General features: G+C 61.0%; 15 protein-coding genes and 1 pseudogene. 5 read left to right on the plus strand and 11 right to left on the minus strand.

Features of this window, described 5'->3' with window-relative positions:
• Positions 1-17 precede the first annotated feature (17 nt).
• Both RM96_RS09260 and RM96_RS09265 read right to left on the minus strand, forming a co-directional pair.
• Positions 18-455, minus strand: a complete 438-nt coding sequence (locus RM96_RS09260) for a low molecular weight protein-tyrosine-phosphatase (RefSeq protein ID WP_039010000.1) — start codon at positions 453-455, stop codon at positions 18-20.
• The gene (locus RM96_RS09265) at positions 452-1,591 is read right to left on the minus strand and encodes a polysaccharide biosynthesis/export family protein (protein ID WP_039010075.1); all 1,140 of its coding nucleotides are present in this window, start codon (positions 1,589-1,591) and stop codon (positions 452-454) included. Before RM96_RS09265 ends, RM96_RS09260 begins: the two co-directional genes overlap by 4 nt.
• A gap of 698 nt (positions 1,592-2,289) precedes the next feature.
• On the opposite strand from RM96_RS09265, the gene RM96_RS09270 reads away from it, so the two are divergent.
• Entirely contained in the window at positions 2,290-3,564 is a 1,275-nt protein-coding gene (locus RM96_RS09270; protein ID WP_039010077.1) for an MFS transporter, read from the plus strand.
• A gap of 294 nt (positions 3,565-3,858) precedes the next feature.
• Here RM96_RS09270 and RM96_RS40820 read toward each other — a convergent pair.
• Positions 3,859-3,942, minus strand: a pseudogene (locus RM96_RS40820) (zinc-finger-containing protein); the annotation flags it as partial.
• A gap of 980 nt (positions 3,943-4,922) precedes the next feature.
• Here RM96_RS40820 and RM96_RS09275 point away from each other — a divergent pair.
• Entirely contained in the window at positions 4,923-5,651 is a 729-nt protein-coding gene (locus tag RM96_RS09275) for a transcriptional regulator (protein WP_238587193.1), read from the plus strand.
• Between the two features lie 759 nt (positions 5,652-6,410).
• Here the strand turns inward: RM96_RS09275 and phbB are convergent.
• Both phbB and phaP read right to left on the minus strand, forming a co-directional pair.
• A complete protein-coding gene (gene phbB / locus RM96_RS09280) occupies positions 6,411-7,154 on the minus strand; it encodes an acetoacetyl-CoA reductase (protein ID WP_039010005.1) in 744 nt (247 codons plus the stop codon).
• Between the two features lie 128 nt (positions 7,155-7,282).
• Complete coding sequence (gene phaP / locus RM96_RS09285; protein WP_039010007.1) at positions 7,283-7,846, minus strand: phasin family protein; 564 nt, start codon at positions 7,844-7,846, stop codon at positions 7,283-7,285.
• A 1,014-nt stretch (positions 7,847-8,860) separates the two neighbouring features.
• On the opposite strand from phaP, the gene RM96_RS09290 reads away from it, so the two are divergent.
• Positions 8,861-9,235: a hypothetical protein gene (locus RM96_RS09290; RefSeq protein ID WP_039010009.1), complete on the plus strand. Its 375-nt coding sequence runs from the start codon at positions 8,861-8,863 to the stop codon at positions 9,233-9,235.
• A 247-nt stretch (positions 9,236-9,482) separates the two neighbouring features.
• Positions 9,483-9,686, plus strand: coding sequence for a cold-shock protein (locus RM96_RS09295; RefSeq protein ID WP_039010011.1), 204 nt, complete (start codon positions 9,483-9,485; stop codon positions 9,684-9,686).
• Between the two features lie 556 nt (positions 9,687-10,242).
• Here the strand turns inward: RM96_RS09295 and RM96_RS09300 are convergent.
• Complete coding sequence (locus RM96_RS09300) at positions 10,243-10,569, minus strand: H-NS histone family protein (RefSeq protein WP_039010013.1); 327 nt, start codon at positions 10,567-10,569, stop codon at positions 10,243-10,245.
• 259 nt (positions 10,570-10,828) lie between these two features.
• Between RM96_RS09300 and RM96_RS09305 the strand changes: the two genes are divergently transcribed.
• Positions 10,829-11,203, plus strand: coding sequence for a hypothetical protein (locus tag RM96_RS09305; protein ID WP_039010015.1), 375 nt, complete (start codon positions 10,829-10,831; stop codon positions 11,201-11,203).
• A 153-nt stretch (positions 11,204-11,356) separates the two neighbouring features.
• Here RM96_RS09305 and RM96_RS09310 read toward each other — a convergent pair whose 3' ends face one another.
• The 5 genes from RM96_RS09310 to RM96_RS09330 all read right to left on the minus strand — a co-directional run bounded on the left by RM96_RS09310 (position 11,357) and on the right by RM96_RS09330 (position 17,750).
• Entirely contained in the window at positions 11,357-11,650 is a 294-nt protein-coding gene (locus RM96_RS09310) for a hypothetical protein (protein ID WP_039010017.1), read from the minus strand.
• Between the two features lie 335 nt (positions 11,651-11,985).
• Complete coding sequence (locus tag RM96_RS09315; RefSeq protein WP_039010018.1) at positions 11,986-13,935, minus strand: methyl-accepting chemotaxis protein; 1,950 nt, start codon at positions 13,933-13,935, stop codon at positions 11,986-11,988.
• Between the two features lie 464 nt (positions 13,936-14,399).
• A complete protein-coding gene (locus RM96_RS38545; RefSeq protein WP_152624079.1) occupies positions 14,400-14,738 on the minus strand; it encodes a hypothetical protein in 339 nt (112 codons plus the stop codon).
• A gap of 288 nt (positions 14,739-15,026) precedes the next feature.
• Entirely contained in the window at positions 15,027-16,442 is a 1,416-nt protein-coding gene (locus RM96_RS09325) for an MFS transporter (protein WP_063925976.1), read from the minus strand.
• Between the two features lie 579 nt (positions 16,443-17,021).
• Positions 17,022-17,750 (minus strand): GntR family transcriptional regulator, encoded by a 729-nt coding sequence (locus RM96_RS09330; protein WP_039010021.1) that lies wholly within the window; start codon positions 17,748-17,750, stop codon positions 17,022-17,024.
• Positions 17,751-17,815 lie beyond the last annotated feature (65 nt).

Here is a 17,815-nt window from a genome sequence, read left to right on the forward strand (position 1 = left end):
CATTACTACCGAATCAGTTATCGAAGCGCCTGGATGCGCGGCACCCAGGCTTCCACGCCGCGTTGGATCAACTGCAGCACGTTCTCGAAGGCGGGACGGGCCTTACGATAGGGATCGGGCACGTCGAACTTGGCGAGTTCACCCATGCGGAAAACACGGCCGGTGGTGGCCGGGTGCAGGCGCTGGATTTCTTGCCGCTGGGCGTTGTCCATCACGAGAATGAGGTCCGCACTTATCGCGGTAGCGCGGCTCAGTTGCTGGGCATGATGGCCAGTGATGTCCACGCCGAGCTCCCTCATGAGTTCGATGGCGTGTGCATCGGCCGGATGGCCCGTGAGCGCACCAAGGCCGGCGGAGATGACGTTGGCATCGGGCAATGCCTGCTTGAGAAGCCCCTGCGCCATAGGGCTCCTGCAAATATTCCCGATGCAGACCACGAGTACAGTCTTGATCATTTGACCGCGTTCGCCGTGGACGTGAAGAAATTCCCGCTCGGCAGCAGTTGGTTGATCACGCGGCTCCAGCGGACCACACCTGCGGCATCCACGTAGACGACGTCCTTCGGCTTCAGCTCGAACGACTCGGCCAAGGCAAAGGCGACAGGGGACTTGCCGTCGAGGTGGAACACCTCGGCTTCGCCATCGTTGCTCTTGCGGATAACGTAGAGTTCCTTGGCGTTGGCCGAGAGGGGGTTGACGCCGCCGGCTTCACCAATGGCCTCGTTGAGCGTCAGGCGGCCGTTGCGCGGCAGAACGGCGACAGGACGCACGACTTCGCCGGTCACGAATACCTTGCTGTCCTCGCGTTGTTCCACGCGCACGATGTCACCGTTGCGCAGCAGGATGCGGGCGGGGTCGATACCTCGCTGCAGAAGCGCAGGCAGGTTGACGACGTAGTTCTTGCCCTCGCGGGAAACGCGGATGCGGCTGTTGTCGCCCGTCAGGACGTTGATACCGCCGGCGCGGTTGAGCGCTTCGACCAGGGTCATGGGTACGTCGTCGATGTTCTGGGGGCCGGGCGTCTTGACTTCGCCGTCCAGGTAGACGCGCTTGCTGCGGAAGGCGAGCACGCGTACGGTGACCTGTGGCATGTTGACGACAGGCTTGAGCTGGGTGCTCAGCTGTCCGCGGATTTCGTCCGGCGTGCGGTCGAGAACCTTGAGCACACCGGCATAAGGAAACTGGATGGTGCCCGCGGGACTGACGACGTAGCCCGGCACGTTCGCCGCGCCGCTGTAGTTCGGGATCTCGTAAGCCGTGCCAATCGAGTACGTTTGCGTGGGGAACACAAGTTCCGGGTGGTCCCACACAACGATCGAGAGAATGTCACTCGCGCCTACCGTGTAGGGCTTCGGGTCTGCGAACAGTTCCTCCACCCCAGCATTTGCTGGCTGTGTGGATGCCTTAAGCGTACGCACCAGCGCCGGCGTGATCTGCGTGATTTTGGGCACCGATTCCGGATCCTCCGGATCGAGCGGACGCTGCGGATCGAAGCGCATCCCTGGCGCTAGTGCGCAGGAGGCCAGCAACGGAACGATCCCCAGGCACATTACGGCCCTGCCAAACGTCAGCCTGCTTGAAAGCTTTAGCACGTCTCGATTATTCCCTTGATACAAGAAGGCCCGCATTGCCCGCCGTCTCCTGAGCGGGCTGTGTCGCGGCGATTCCGCTTGTCCGACATGGCACCTGCTGGTGCCTTTCCGCTTGTTTGTGCTGCCTGCGGATTTGAACCTGGCGGTGTTGGCTTCGCGTTGCTCTGCGCGGTGGTGCGCCATTTTTGCACTGCGTCATTATGCGAACGACCGGCGAAGTGTATTGCTCCAGAGGCTACATCTTCAAGGCACAAAGGGCATTTTTAGCGAGTTTTCTATCCCCCCATAAGAGTGGATTCGCAAAAGGGAGAGATGCCCGCGCAGCGGCATCGAGCAAGAATACGTGCCTCGTCGAGCGTGGGAAAATCCGTCACACAGCTCCGCATTTCATCCTGGGCCAAACCGGCTTGCTGCTGTTCTTTCAGGTGTGCTCCTGGCCTGTTCGATCTTCTGATCCCGCGCATTCTTGCCCACTAGATTTCCGGACGTCTCTATACTTACGCCCTTCTTTCCGCAATTTGCCAAAGCCCAAAAAAAGAAGGTGTAGGCACAGGGAGGCCTACACCCTAACGGGTTAGGCAAGGGGTCAGGCTTGCCGGGGTTGATTATTGATGGGGGTGGGACCGGGTCTTTCCCTGCTTTGGTGGGCCCCACGCTTAGGTGGGGAAAGTCATGAATTGGAGCATTGACGGTTGAAGATGGGGGAAGGAGACACTCAGGCAAGCGAACACCGAAAGACTGTTGTCGCAACGTCTCTCGTCAGTGGACTGGAAACGTTTGACTTCACCATGTTCGGATTCTTCGCGGCAATGATCGGAGATCAGTTCTTCCCGGCGGAAGACCCTCTGACTTCGTTGCTGATGGCAGTGGGCACGTTCGGCGTTGGCTTTCTCATCCGGCCGCTTGGCGCGCTGACGATCGGTGCTTATGCCGACCGTGTCGGACGTCGCGCGGCGATGACGAGAACCGTCGGCCTGATGACCATCGGGACGGCGGCCATCGCCCTCTGTCCGCCGTTCGCAATGATCGGTGAGGCTGCGCCGCTCATCGTCATCATCGGTCGGGCGCTGCAAGGTTTTGCCGTCGGCGGCGAAATTGGCGTCGCCTCGACATACGTGATGGAAACCGTACCGGTGTCGAGTCGTGGCCGCGTGGTCAGCTGGCAGTCCGTGAGCCAGGGCGCGGCTGCGTTGCTGGGCGCATCCCTGGGCGCGCTTCTCACGAAGGTGATGTCGCCGGAGGATCTGGCTTCGTGGGGCTGGCGCCTTCCGTTCCTGATCGGTCTTCTGATCGCGCCAGTCGGCCTCTACGTTCGCCGTCAGCTTCGCGAGGCGCCGCTCGTCGACACAAAGGGCAGAGATGCCGCCACACCGCTCGGCGAGCTGTGGCGCGAGCATCGCAGGACCATGCTCCTGGCGATCCTGATCAGGATGGGTTCAACGATCCCGGTCTACGTCATCGTCTACTACATGCCAAGTTATCTGCATCGCGTGATGCACGTACCTGCCAGCACAGGATTCCTGGCAGCGACATTGCCCGCGCTGCTGCTGACTATCATCCCGCCGCTGTCCGGCCTTCTCATCGACCGGCTGCCCTGCCGCAAGCCGCTGGCCCTCTTCACTGCGGGATGCAAAGTGCTGCTGGTCTTCCCGGTCTTCCTGATGATTGTGCGTGCTGATGGCACGCTGCCAGTCCTGGTTGGCGTCGGGCTTATCAGCGCAATGGTGGCACTTGGCGCCGCCGTAGGCACCCTGCTTGTGCTCGAAGCATTTCCTGCACGGGTGCGCGCCAGCGGCGCCGCGATTTCGCATGCGCTGAACGTCGCGCTGTTTGGCGGCACCGCGCAGTTCATCGTGACGGGAATGATCAAGTTGACCGGCAATCCCATGTCGGCGGCCTGGTATATGGCAGCGACATGCATGCTGAGTTTCGGTGCGGTCGTTCTGATCAAGGAGAAGCGCTTGGAAATCTGAACCGGCCCTCCCGGTCGGGGAAGCAATCGCCTGCGGCGGGGCAGTACGACTACACGTTAACGCCTCTGATCCTTCCTCGGCATATCCAGCCAGAATTCCCCCACGCTTCAGCCCGGCGAGTTCGTACGTCCCAACGCATGAGGGGTACCGATGGTGCTGCGATGCAGCACAATGCCAAGCGGCACCCCGTTGCCAACTTAAAGGGTGTAGGCGTATCCCTGTGGCGCCTACACCCTCTTTCTTCGCCCAGCAGGACGATGTGTCCTGCCGCCGCTCAAGCCCGCGTGGTTGTACTTTGTCGCGGGCCTCGAAGGCATTCACACCATCGCGCCCCATTTTCGCGGCTACCAGCGGCTCAAGCGCATCGTGCAGGCGGCTGCCCGGACCGCTATCCATGCCTCGCACGGCGAACAAAGCTGCCACGCTCGCATTGCTCGCAGAGCGCGCACCGTTCAGGCGTCCGCATTTCATCCCCTCCATGGAGGGGATTAAAAGCAGGCAACCCCAGAAATATCGCAATGCAGCAAAGTCACTTATGTCAGACCTTAAAAGATTGGAATTCCTATTTCCGGCAGGTTTTGTTAAATTGAACTCAACTGCAGAGGAATCGGGATAAGAAAGCAGCCAGTCTGGAATGACGCGTGGCTGTGCGTTTGGAAAAATCTTGATTTTGTCTCCTTAGCGCGCGCCATCGATAAGCGGATACTGCCAAGGCAATACAAAAGTAATATCAGTTTGCCTCGGTAAAAACAATCACATAAGAACGAATATAGCCTGACCCGTCGAAAGGGCCAGCTTGCATTTTGTTATTCAGTCGACGTTGCTTTTACGTTATCGGCAGCCACGCTACTGTATTTCTGGCAGCGCGGCATGCGGGTACTGGCCTGCCCCTGTGATTGAGCAGGCAGACCAGATATCGCCGGTATTAAGGAACGACTAGCAGGCAATTACCGGTGACACGGCACCGGGTGGGGCATTACACCAAGAGCCCATCGGCACAAGGATGCCGCCCGCGAGGGCGCACTGATCCCGTTCACACCCCGCCTGCAGAAAAAAATTTCTAAACGACCGCAGTGGCACGCGCGCCCCAGAGGCGGCGGCATGCTGCGGCATTGGATGTATGGGGGTCCCACCAGGTAGCAAGAGATAATATGCAGCATTCAGGGGTATTCGCGCGTCAGGAACTGGATCGTTATTTTGCCTCGTACGTGGGCATGGAAGGAGGCAACCCAAGAGCTCCCGTCTGGATATGCGACAGAAGCCCGCGCGCCTGGTTGGAGCCCCTCGTTGCGCCGCTGCAGCCGCGTGTGGCGCCACCCGCCTGGGACGCGGTGTTCCGCCACCAGCAGCGGGAAAACATGGGCAAGTGGCTCGGCCCTCAGTACATCGCCCGCATCATGGCCGCCGCGCGGGCTGAGGCGCTGCGCGTTCGGCTCGGGGACAACGACTGGGAACAATACTACTGGCGCCATCTCTACGCGCCTGGAGGCGCCGAGTTCAGGCTCAGCCTGTTTCCCCTGCCCGCCCAACTCGATGGACGAACGCCTTGGTCCACAGCGTTCCGAGGCCAGCCCGAACTCGTCCCACAGACGCGCTACGAGGATCTGTGCCGGCACGGCGAACGCTTCCGCTTCCTCGCAAAGACCTGTGCCCGCTGGCGCCCGAAGCTGGTCGTTTGTCTGGGCCATCGCCATACCGACGAATACCTCGAAGCCTTCTCGCTAGGCGGGCTCGCCGGCGAAGACCACGCAATCCAGCCGGCCGACCAAGTCAGGCGCTTGCGCATCTTCGCCAAAGACGGCACGACGTGGATCATCTGCCCAGCGCTCGGCGGCAGCGCAGGACTGATCTCGCAGGTTCTGCTCGATGCGTTTGGCAAGTTTCTAGGCACGCGCCTGGCAGCGAGCGACTTCAAACACTGCCTCGATCTCGATGCCGTCGACAACGCCCCGTGGGCGCGGCTGGAGTTCTTGCCCGATCCGTACCAGAGCAGCAAGCTGCCTCCCGACGCGGCTGGTTGCCGTACGGAGGAACGTGCTCGGCCAGTGTTTCCTGGGAGCGATCACGCTCGGGCGGGCACTCGTTAATCCTTCGCTTAATATGGGGGCATGCGAAGATGGAAGAATCCGCTGTCACCTTCGCAGCCTGCTGTGTCTTGCTCGCCTTCGTATTCGGCGCAGGCATCGTAAGCGACCAGTTCTTCCACCTTGAATCGATTGAAGCGATGAAGCATCGCACCCGCGAAGGAGGATCGTGGAGACGATGGATCAAGTGTCGACAGTTGAGCGGCCGCGCCGGCGGGAGTACAGCACCGAATTCAAGGCGATGTCAGGCCCTCACGCCGGAGGACGTCTTGGCACTGGCGCAGCAGATGCTCGCGCACATCCTGGAGCAGGAACGCGAGATCAAGTTCAAGGACGTCAAGATCGAGAAGATCACGAACAAGTAGGTGATGCCGCCGCCAAAGCTGGTGTTGGGGGGCGATTGTAAGGGGATATTCTCCCATAGCAGCCGCCTGCTATGCATAGCTAACTCGAAAAGGATCACCTGGAGCCGGCCCTCCAGGGAAATGAAGTGGGGCGATGTCATCGCCGGCTCCAGCCCAGACGCCATCGCGCACCCGGTCCAGCCCCGCCCCTGGGTTTTCCCCCTCATTTTTTCTATTTATTGCGTCTTTGTGTTTTCGAATAGATGACGCCGTTCTCAAAAACGGTAGCATTATCGGCGAATGCAGTCAAAGCTATAACGTGTGGTAACCAACAGACGAAAATGGCTGGTGGCCGGGCCTTCTCGTTAGTCCGCGTCGGCGGTGTATTTTGCTTTCCATAACGAAGAGTACTCAGACCTCACTGCATGTGCTGACCGCCGTTGATGGCGATGTTCGCACCCGTCACGAAGGCCGCCTCATCCGAGCATAGATACGCAATCAATGCCGCCACCTCTTCCGGCTTCCCAAGACGGCCAACAGGAATTTGCGGGATGATTTTGGTATCGAGAATCTCCTGTGGCACGGCAGTCACCATCTTGGTGCCAATGAAGCCAGGCGAAACGGTGTTGACCGTCACACCACTCTTCGCAACTTCGAGTGCCAGTGACTTCGTAAAGCCATGCATCCCGGCTTTGGCTGCAGCGTAGTTGGTTTGGCCGAAGCCGCCTTTGGAGCCGATGATGGAGGATATGCTGATGATGCGGCCCCAGCCTCGCCTCACCATCTCCTCGCACACCGGCTTCGTCATATTGAACACCGAATCGAGATTGGTTCGCATGACCGCATCCCAATTGACTTTGTCCAACTTCTTGAAGCTGGCGTCGCGCGTGATGCCGGCGTTGTTAATCAGAATGTCGACTGAGCCAAGCTCCTCCCGAATTGTCGCCACACACAGTTGGCACGACTCGTAGTCGGCGACGTCAACGGGATAGGCGTGGAACCTGCGCCCGCTTTCCTCCATCTTTCCCAGCCACCTCGCGACGCCGCTATTACCGGGGGAATGCGTGACAGCCACCGTATTACCTGCGTCATGCAGCCGGACGCTGATAGCCTCACCGATACCGCCCATGCCGCCTGTGACAACGGCAACTTTGTTGGTCATGTCTCCAATCCTCTGAGCAATGGTACGCATAGATGATGCGGGGCCCAACGACTCTCCAAGTCCCGTCATCTTCCAGAATTTGGTTGCCTCCGGGGTACCTCGAAGGCACCACCGAGGGTCCGACCGAATTACTTTGCAGCTACCTGGGAGGCCTTTGCTGCACGACGTGGCATGCCTTTTGAGGCTGCCGCTGCAGTGTTGAAACTGCTCTCGGCTACTTGCACGGCCTGCTTTGCCGTCGTTTGCATCGACTCATAGAACGTCGTGGTCGCCTTGACGGCCTCCTGCCAGGCGGCCAACGGCGCCGTTGAGCCTGTCGGCGCGTTGCTCACTGCGCTTTCCATGAGACCCTGCAGGCCGCGCTTGCCTGTTGTGTATTGGACCTCAACGACCTTCTCGAACTCAGCCTGCATATTGGCCAGGATGTCATGCATTTGACGGCGATACGTCAGTACGTTGTCGACTGCAGGCTGAAAGAATGCAATCTGCAACTCGGTGAATTCCTTCCCATCCTTAGCCGATAAGGCCTTCTTTGTGCCTTCCCGTGTCTCTGCCAGCGCCGCTTTCATCGTTTGCAGATTCAACTCCAGCAGTTTTTCGAAGCCCTCAAACGCCTTGCCGGTTAGCCCGGCCAATGTTTCAAGGCCTGCCATTTGCACCTTACTGAATTGCTCGGGGGACCACTGAGTCATTTTGCATCTCCTAAGTGCGGCCGCGCCACTGAGCCGTCGGATGAGAGCTCCGATGGGGCGGGAATCGAGGGAATAAGGATTGCACCCTTGAGACTTGGCGGGCCACGCCGATGGGGCGCAAGAGCGCCAACGCCGGCAGTCTCTAAGGGTTATAGCATTGCGCTCATTGAGAGGCCTGGCGCGCTCGACAATCGCTTGCGCGGACACGCCCGAAGGCCTGGAGAAAAGCATAGCCTTGGGTTGTGACTCGAGGTCGGCTGTGATTTGGCCCAAGACGCTCAAGCCTAACCAGTTGACGCGCGCACAGTGCCTCCACATCTGCGCTGTCCAACTCCGCAGGGTCAGAGCTGTCGTTTACGAGTACCAGGGTGGCGAATTCATGATGACTCAGCACAGTCGTCTCCTAAGCTATTGGTCTAATAGTGCTATGGGACTTCACTACCGTCCGTGACAGCTCGTCTGGTTCATACAGACGGCTGCCCTCGGATGCCAAGTCTGGCTGGGGAGCACTTGTTTGCGCTCCGAAAAGACATCTTAGCTACTCGCCATCGACAGTTCAATACAATTACCAGACATATCCGTGATAGTCCCTAGTTACTCTTCTCGTTCGCTCCCATGAGCGTAGGGGGCTTTCAGGAGTGGCCCCACGATATGTCGCGACATGATATGAGCTCCACGCCAGCAGGTATTCTCCGACCGACCGGACGGCTTGCATTAGCGCTACCGCTGAGGTCTGATGAGGTGAGGCTCCTCAGGGAGGGCGCGGCGGATCAGGTCGAAAGAAGGAATGAGCCGCTAGACGGGCTAAAAAAGGAATCTGCTCGCCGTGCTTACCCGGCTTGTAGTAGGGCTTCGTAGCAAGTCTGTATTGACTTAGAATTCTCTCAGGTCAGAATTAAGTAAGCTTGACTCACGTCAAGTACGTTGGCGAAGGCGAACAGGGCAACATTGAGTCGACGGGCGGTAGCAAACCGGTTGCGCGGGCGCCGGACGATGATGAGAGTGGAGGCAGGAATGACGACGGCTCGAGCTGGAACCAAAGGGGAAGCCATTAAACTCTTGGGTGCTCCGGGAGTAGCACGAGTCGAACTCGACTATGAGTGGGGTTGGCAAGATGCTATTGAACTCGGGCGCTTGGGCCAGAAGACCGGCGTCCGCGTGACGTTTCGTGGGCATGAGAACATCGCGGTGAAGTCACGCGCTGCACTCATTGCATGCCTTACTCGCCCGAAGATGTCCTTCCGGCAACGGAACCTTTATTGCGAGTTTGCATTGGACCAGCTGGCAGCCAACGAATTGACGGCCCTGGAGACAAAGGCTATGAAGCTTGGAGATTACATCCTCGCCGGGCACCTACTGCGGGGCGTCGACACCGTTTGGACGGAATAACCTCCGCTTATGCAATTCCTTGGTTTCCTCAGCTTGCAATTTGCGGAACTAATCCGTCTCGCAACTCGCCGGGTCTCATCATCAAGTCTTTAGAAAAGGTAAACCCTGAGATGAAGCCAGCACCTCTTCGGTTATGCTGGCAGCTGGAGTACCCTACTACATTCAACCATATTGTGGCGGTGCGCAGCGATTCTGGGACAGGGGTGTCCTCGCACGCAGCCTGTGTGCACCAAATTTCGAGGATGAGATGGCAACTGGCATTGTGAAGTGGTTCAACAATGAGAAGGGCTATGGGTTCATCACGCCGGATGATGGCGGCAAGGACTTGTTTGCTCATCACAGCGAAATCCAAGGCACCGGCTTCAAGTCGCTAGAGGAAGGTGCGAAAGTAGAATTTGAAGTGACGCAAGGTCAGAAAGGCCCACAAGCGTCAAAGATTCGCAGACTGTAGTCTGCTGCGCACCGTTGAACAGTTTGAACAACAAAGCCCTCCGCTAACGCGAAGGGCTTTGTTGTTTCCGGTGCGCAGCGGCTCTCCCTTGGCATCCCCCATTCGCAGCGCGGAGTTGACCGAAACAAGTGTTCCCCGGCCCAGTGCTGCCTATCTCAAACCTCTCCTACGGCGAAATCACCGCAGCAGCGCATCTGACAATGACTGCGCTTCTGGCATGGACACTCAAGCTCAACTGGCGCGGGGGGCTCTAATCGTGTCATCCGAGTCAGCCGAACTTCCGTAGTCACGAGCAGTTCCACATTTTCTACGCCAAGACACCCGTCGAATTTGGCGTATTGGGCGAGGCAGACTCTTGAACACACCCACCTTGCTGTACAAAGGCTATGGTTATCGCCGCCGGGAACGGTGAATTTTCATCCCCTGAGCTGGAATTGCCCGAGAAGATGAGTCTGTCTGCGGATTTCGTGCGGAGGTTTGGTATTCGTCGAAGGTCGAAGCTTTCCGTCGAACAGCCGCAAAGTGTCCCTCCGCACATGCAGCTATGCGCTCCCTGTCAGGCCTCTGCAATCAGAAATTTCGTGCGGTTTTTGCCAAGCCAGGTGGGTGCTCGTCCACGGCCAGACCAAGTCGCACCAGTCTTCGGGTCCATGTACTTTGCCGGCAGCGCTGACTTTGCCTTGGCAGCTGGCTTGGCCACTTTACCAGCAGCTAGCGGGCGACCACGCCGACGCTTTGGTGCAATGTCGTCAGCGGTAAGCTCATACTCTGCCATCAGCCCTTGGATTTTCTCGATAACGCCAGCGATTTCGGTCGCGCGAACCTCGGCCAGTTGGGCTTCGAGCGCTTCCTTTTCCGCCATGAGCTGCTTGTATGTGGCCATTTTTTCCTCCAGGAATGTGTACGGGCAATCCTAAATTATTTCTATTTCTGGCGCCACCTGTTTCGTATTTCACAAAGATTGGGATGACACTGCTTCAATCGACTCGCCGAGCCAGACCCCGCAAGGAAAGCGGTTCCGCCGCTTACAATATCGCCGTGCAACATGCGAGCAGGGTCAAGGTGGCGACAGAACAATTACGCGCTACGACGGAGGCGGCCCAATAGGGATACATCCGCCGAGTGGTGCTGTGGAGGACTGGATGGCGACAGCTCGAGCTGGAACCAGAGGGGAGGCACTAAAGCTCCTGGAGACAGAGGGAGTAACGGTGGTCGAGTTGGACTACGAGTCAGGTTGGCAGGATGCAGTTGAACTCGGCAGACTCGGCCAGAAGGTTGGGATACGCGTCGAGTATCGCGGGCACGAGAACATAGCCGTCCGCTCGCCGGCTGCGCTCATTGCCGGCCTATTGCGACCAAAGACAACGTTCCGGCAGCGGAATCTGTACTGTCAGTTTGAGCTCAACAACTTGCCAGCAGATGAGCTAGAGAGCCTGGAGGCAAAGGCGGCGAAGTTGGGGGACTATATTCTCGCGGGGCACTTGATGAGGGAGGTGGATGCACAGTGGACAGAGTAAGCTGGTGCGGTCTGCCCTTTCGACAATGAACGGTTCGCTGTAGGGAAGCTCGGGTGGCGAGCAATTGCTGGATCGGTTGGCTAGGGAGGCTAGCGCATCGGCTGAAGCCCGTCTCGAGACCGCGCGCCCTGCCTGCACTCCCTGAGCATCACTTCACCTCCGCTGCAGCATCACGGGGACCGGATTTTGGGGACGTAGCCGGGCGGTCAGCATGTCACGCAGGGGTGGCAAGCCGAAGAGCCAGCCATTGTGCACGACGTCAGCCGCAGGGACCAGGTCGCCGGGGTGTTTGAGAAAATGACGGTCACTTGCCGCCATGAGCTTGGCCGATTCCGCCGGCAATCTGGACTGGATGACCATCGCGCCCAAGCGAAAGACGTTGGCCTCCCGCTGATTCCCAGCCACAAGCAGATCCCCGTGCGCCGCGGCCACACACCGGTCGAGCATCGTACTTTCGTCATCTCTCGATGTCACCGCAAGCCTCCAACGTCCGATCCGGACCGCTCGCGACTATTAGTGCCGCTCGGAGCGGCGACGAGCGGGCGATGGCGGATACCTTGGTGCATAAGGCCAATGTTACGCGTAAATCATGTTACCGCTACAACCATTCTGTCTGTCTGTCTGTTCCTGCGCATAAGAGTTAAATTTATCAAGTCAGGCCCCGCTACCGAAGCTCTCGCAGTCCTTCGAGTGAAGGTGGCTTGGATGTCGGCGCAATCCTGCGCCATGCGTCTGGATCTTCCGGCGCTGAACGCCGGGTAAGCCTGGTGCGGCCGCGCCGGCTAGGCTCCCACCTCTGTCCGGAACACCGCCATCGCCTGCTGCATATGCAGCGCCTGCTCCTGCAGGGACTGCGCCGCGGCGGCCGATTGCTCCACCAGCGCGGCGTTTTGCTGCGTGACCTGGTCCATTTGCGCAATCGCCTGGTTGACCTGGGCGATGCCCGTGCTCTGCTCGCGCGAAGCGTGGCTGATCTCGTCCATCATGGCGGTAACCTGCCGGATTGCGCTGACGGTCCTCTCCATGGTCGCGGCCGCATCCAGTGTCAGCGTGTTGCCGGATGCCACCCGGTCGGCAGACTGCGAGATCAGCGCGCGGATCTCCTTGGCCGAGCTGCCCGCGCGCTGCGCCAGTCCGCGCACCTCGGTCGCCACCACGGCAAAGCCGCGACCGGCCTCGCCGGCTCGCGCGGCTTCCACCGCTGCATTCAGCGCCAGGATATTGGTCTGGAAGGCGATGCTGTCGATCACCGCAATGATCTCGACGATGCGGCGCGAATCGGCCTCGATCTGCTGCATGGTCTGCTGCATGCGGCCCACTGCCTCGCCGCCGGCCAGCGCGATGCCGGAGGCTTCGCGCGCCAGCTCGCTGGCCTGCCCGGCGCTGCCGGCGTTCTGCTGCACGGTGGCGGTGAGCTGCTCCATGCTGGCCGCGGTCTGCTCCAGCGAAGACGCCTGTTCCTCGGTGCGCTGCGACAGGTCGAGATTGCCCTGCGCGATATCGCTAGCGGCCGCCAGCACATTGTACGCACCGGCCTTGGTATCACCGATCAGCGCGCGCCAGCTGTCCACCAGGGACAACAGGTGCCGCTTGACCTCGCTGAACTCGTCGCGGCCGCGCACCGCCATATGCAGGCCGAGGTCGCCGGCATTGATGCGTTCGACCATTCCGGCCACCTCGCGCACGTCCTTGCGCATGCCGCGGCTGAACCCAATGAACAGGTAGAACGCGATCGCCACCGTGACCAGGGCTACACCGGCGAGCAGCGCAAACTCCCGCTTCTGCGCAGCGATGCGCTGCGCAAGCATCGCGCCGGCGATGGTGGAGAATTCCGTATTGGCCGCCAGCACGCCGTTGATCGCCGCGCTTCCCTCATCAAAATAGGCCTTGGCCTCGATGTCGATGCCGCTAGCCCCTAGCATCCGCACCTTCAGCGTGCGGTGGAAGTTGTCCATCGCCGCCAGCTTGGCCAGCGCCGCATCTATCTGCGACTGGTAGGCAGGTGCGCTGTGGCGCACGCGTGCAATGTCGCGCCGCACCGCTTCCAGCCCGTCGCGGATCTGCTCGGCCAGCGCGCCAAGGTCGGCCTGCTGTGCCGCATCGGCATAGCCGCCCTGCGCAATGATGCCGGCGCCGCGGCCGCGAGCCAGCGCGCTCTGCTCGGCCAGCCGGGGCATCGGGCCCACCAGCAGGCTGATCAGGTAGTACGAGGCGGCTTCGCCGTCCAGCGCCAGTTCGGAGCGGTCGGCCACGTCGCCAATGTAAATCTGCGTCTGCCTGACCAGCGCACTGTGCCGCTCGAAGAGCGGCCCGGCCGGGGTGTTCAGGCCCAGCCTGCGGATCTGTTGCCAGGCCTGCTCCAGCTTGCGCGCTCCGGCATCGAGGTCGAAGGCGGGGTTTTCGGCGGTGGCCTGGATCAGCTGTGCCAGATCGGCGGCCGCCTTGTTATCCGCACTGTCGAAGGTCGAGCGGAAGCTCGTATTGCCCGCCAGCACTGCATTGGCCGCGCCGCGCCGCACCTGCGTTTCGCGCATGAAGTCGAGCGCATGGCCGGCCACGGCAAGCCCGCGCATTTCGTTGTCAGTGGCGCGGATCGCATGCGCCGAACCACTTAGCACGACACACATCGCGCCGCTTAGCGGCACCAGGAACAACACCGCGATCAGCGTGAGCTTCTGGTTGATATTCAGTCGCGCCATCAGGCGCTCGGCATGGCGAAAAACGGAGGTCATGGATTGAAGATCGGGATTCGGATTCCCTTCCTAACGGCCGTGTTCTCGCGGGCTAAAGTGCGTTCGGAAAAAGTCTTTGATGACGCTCAAACGGGGTGCATGAAATGCCCTCGGGTGGGGCGCGATGCACGGATCTGGAGCGAGAAACCGGCGCCTTTTCGCCCCTGGCGCCCCTCAGCTCGCGCGCGGCTGTGCGGGGAGAGAACGCAGCATTTCCGCATTGGCATCAGCCCCCTTCGGATCGGTGTGGGCGATGGCGCCCGTCATGGAATGACGCGCGCAACACTCTTCCTCGATTGATGATCTAAAGGCTCAGACTCGAAGCAGACGTTCTCTCTATGTACCAAAAAAGCCGGCGCTCTTCTTAAAAATACCTGCTCGCCCTGCGACAAGCGACAAGGCCCCGTTATCGTGCCTTATCGCAGCGTCCCGACTCGCCGGCCTCATGTTCTTTCTGACCCCCTTCACGTATCCATCTGCGGGAGGCATTGTGCCACTTTCCACTGGAACGCGGTCAAGCCTTCGGCATTGCGGTGGAGCACCTCGGCTTGCGCTTCATATCTCGCACCCCACTCCAACAGGCTGATTACCAGCAGGAAGACACCGAACGTGGCGGCCATCGCTCGGCTCGAACGTGTGACTTCGTCAATGATGCTTTCAGTCATCCGGATTTGCGGCGCCTTCTTGGTCAGGCAACGTCCGGCCTGGGGTCGCTCATTGTCCAAATAGCCCCACCAATTCCAACTCCCGTTGAGATTCGGCTTCACCCAGCTTGAGTCGGCAATGGAAAAGGCCGGAGGCATTGCGCACACCTCTTCACTAGAGGGAGCGCTACCGGTTCGAGCGCGGAATAGATGACGATGACTTGGTAATAGTCCGCCCAGTTGTTGTAGCCGACAGTATTGGCAAACTCCTTCGGGATAAGGGGAAACCGCGGCGCTCAGGCTGCTGAACGAGATGCCTGGCGCCACATGGATGCCACATGGATGATCACGTTTTCCTTTTTCTTGTGGATGGGTGAATCGAATCCCGTGCGATAGCGGGCGTCTGCCCGCCCGCCGACGCGGTGGCCTGCGCTGGCTCGGCTCGGCTCAGACCTCCGCGCCGACGGTGCCCGGCGCATTGTGGGCGTTGCCAGTCTTTACGCGCGCCGCAAGCAGCGCCAGCGACGCGCCGAAGGCCGGCACCGCCAGCAGCCCGAAAATCGTCATGAAGCTCCACCCCAGCCCGACAAGCTGGGCCCCGAGCAGCGCCCCGCTGATGCCACCGAAGCGGCCCATGCCGAGCATCCAGGACACGCCGGTGGCGCGGCAGTTGGTCGGATAGTGCGCTGCGGCCAGCGTCGGCATGGAGGACTGCGCCCCGTTCATGCAGATGCCGGCGCCAAAGATCAGGGCGCCCAGCAGGACCAGGTGGCCGGCCCCGTAGCCCACCGCGAAGATCAGCAGCCCTGCCACCGCGTAAGCCCGCGCAACCACACGATATGGGCTGGCCCGGTCCATCAGCCATCCTGCCGCCACGGTGCCGAGGCAGCCGCCGAGGGGGAACAGCGCGGTGATCACCGCAGCGCTACGGATCGGGACGCCGGTGTCCGTGATCAGGGTCGGCAGCCAGCTGGTCAGCAGGTAGAAGACCAGCAGGCCCATGAAGTAGGTGACCCATAGCATCACCGAAGCCAGCGCGAACTTTTGCGAAAGGACCTGGCCCAGCGGCGAGCATTGCGTGGTTTCCGCCTGTTCCCTGACGACGAAGATCTCAGTGCCGGTCAGCCGTCCCGGCGCGATACGCGCCAGGACCCTGGCGATGCGGGCGCCTTCGGATCCCCGCGTCACCATGAAACGCACCGACTCGGGAAGCATCGCGACGAGGGCGACGGCCAGCAGCAGCGGGGCAATGCCGCCGACCAGCAGCACGGACTTCCAGCCGTACGCCGGGATCAGCCACGCTGCGACGAAGCCGCCCGCAGATGCGCCCAGCGTGAATCCGCAGAACATCGTGTTGACGGCCAGTCCGCGCCGCGTGGCGGGCGAATACTCCGACATCAGCGTGACCGCGTTGGGCATCGCGGCACCCAGGCCCACGCCGGTCAGGAAGCGCATCACCGTCAGCGCCTCGATCGAGCCAGCGAACGCCGATGCCAGGCTCCAGCCGCCGAACCACACGATCGAGACAACCAGCACGATCCTGCGCCCTACCCTGTCCGCCAGCGGGCCGGCCAGCAGTGCGCCGGCGGCAAGCCCGAACAGGGCGGCGCTCATGACCGGGCCCAGGTCGGCCTTGCTGACGCCCCATTGCTTGACCAGCGCGGGCGCGATAAAGCCGATCGCGGCCGTGTCGAAGCCGTCAGCGGCGAGAATCAGGAAGCACAGGACCAGGATGGTCCACTGGAAGCCAGAGAATTTATGCGAATCGATGAAGGCCTCGACGTCGACTTCAGTGGCGCTCGCGGCGCGCGAGCCAGGTAGCGACAACGAGGTCGCGCCGGCGGGGAATGAGTAGCTCGTCATGAGCGTTGTCTCCGGTTTGGAGGCGTGTGGCAGCCCGGCTGCGTGCCCCTCTGTTTTCGACTGATATCGACATGCATCGCGTGCGGGGCGTGCCCGCAGGATTGCTGTCGACTTTCGCTGGCCGGCGATGGATGGCGCGGGGTTGCCAGGGCAGGGCTCCGCTGCGAGTTTCACAGGCCGGATTCAGTCTATCGAGCGGGACATGGATTGACTTGCATGCGGCGAGTCCCGATTTTGCGCGCGTATCACGCGTTGAATTCGCGCGTGGACCCCTGCGCGGGACATGACGCCGAGGTGCGTGCCAGGCATGAACGCCGCCATCAACAGGGCCGTGGCATTGACCGCGGCCTCAGGGTGCTGACAAACCATTGGAGTAGCCTCCGGCCGGCGCAGTAGTAAGGCGTTCGTCGACCAGCGCGCTGGACCTAAGCCGCCATCCCCGGTGATCGCTCCCCTCCCGCGCAGTGGGGAAAGGGGAGCAAACCGGCAGCGTGTGAAGGTTGTCAGCAATCTGAGGCCGCGGCCTTCACCGCGGCCTGACTGCAAACTTACAGGTGAAGAGGGTCTGGGAGCCCGACGCTAGGCCGCCGTCACGAACAGCCGCATCGCAGGCATGACCTGCGAGGCTTGCTCGGGGCGGTCTAGCGCGGTTTCGAGATTCAGGCGGGCAACATTGACGTGCTCGGTCGCCAGAGCCTGGGCGCGCGTGCCTTCGCCACGATTCATGGCATCGAACAGGCTGTGGTGCTGCCGATGCGCGTAGACGAGCCATTGCTGGCCTTCCTGGACCGCGGACTGCATCGGCAGCATGGCGCTGGCCGCGGCAAACGGCAGCCGGTTGTTCAGTTCGATGGCGCGTGCCAGCGCGCTGTTGCCGCTGCCCTCAACGATCAGCGCGTGGAAGCGGTCGTTCATATTGCTGTACGCGACATAGTCGTCATAGTCGAGCTGCGCCTTGGTCAGGACCCGGTCGCCCTCGCGCAGGCAATCCTGCAGGTCCAGCGACAGTTGCCGCGACAGCCCGTGCTCGGCGACCAGCCGCGCAGCCATGCCCTCCAGGTGCCCCCGTACCGCGATCGCATCCTGGATCTCGCGCGGGGTGAAGCGGCGCATCATGTAGCCGCTGCTGGGCGAAGGCTCGATCAGGCCTTCCTGTTCCAGCGAGGCAAGCGCCAGCCGGACCGGCGTGCGGGAGACGCCGAGCTTTTCGGCCAGCGGGATCTCGGCCAGACGCGCGCCCGGCTCGAATTCGCCCTTCAGGATCAGGTCACGCAGTTGAACCAGGACACGTGTCTGGTGGGATTCCATTGCACCCTCTTGAGATGGTGGCCACGGCCGCATTGCATACGAGATCGGCCAAGCTGCATGCAGCT

The organism is Cupriavidus sp. IDO, assembly GCF_000812465.1.
GTDB lineage: Bacteria > Pseudomonadota > Gammaproteobacteria > Burkholderiales > Burkholderiaceae > Cupriavidus.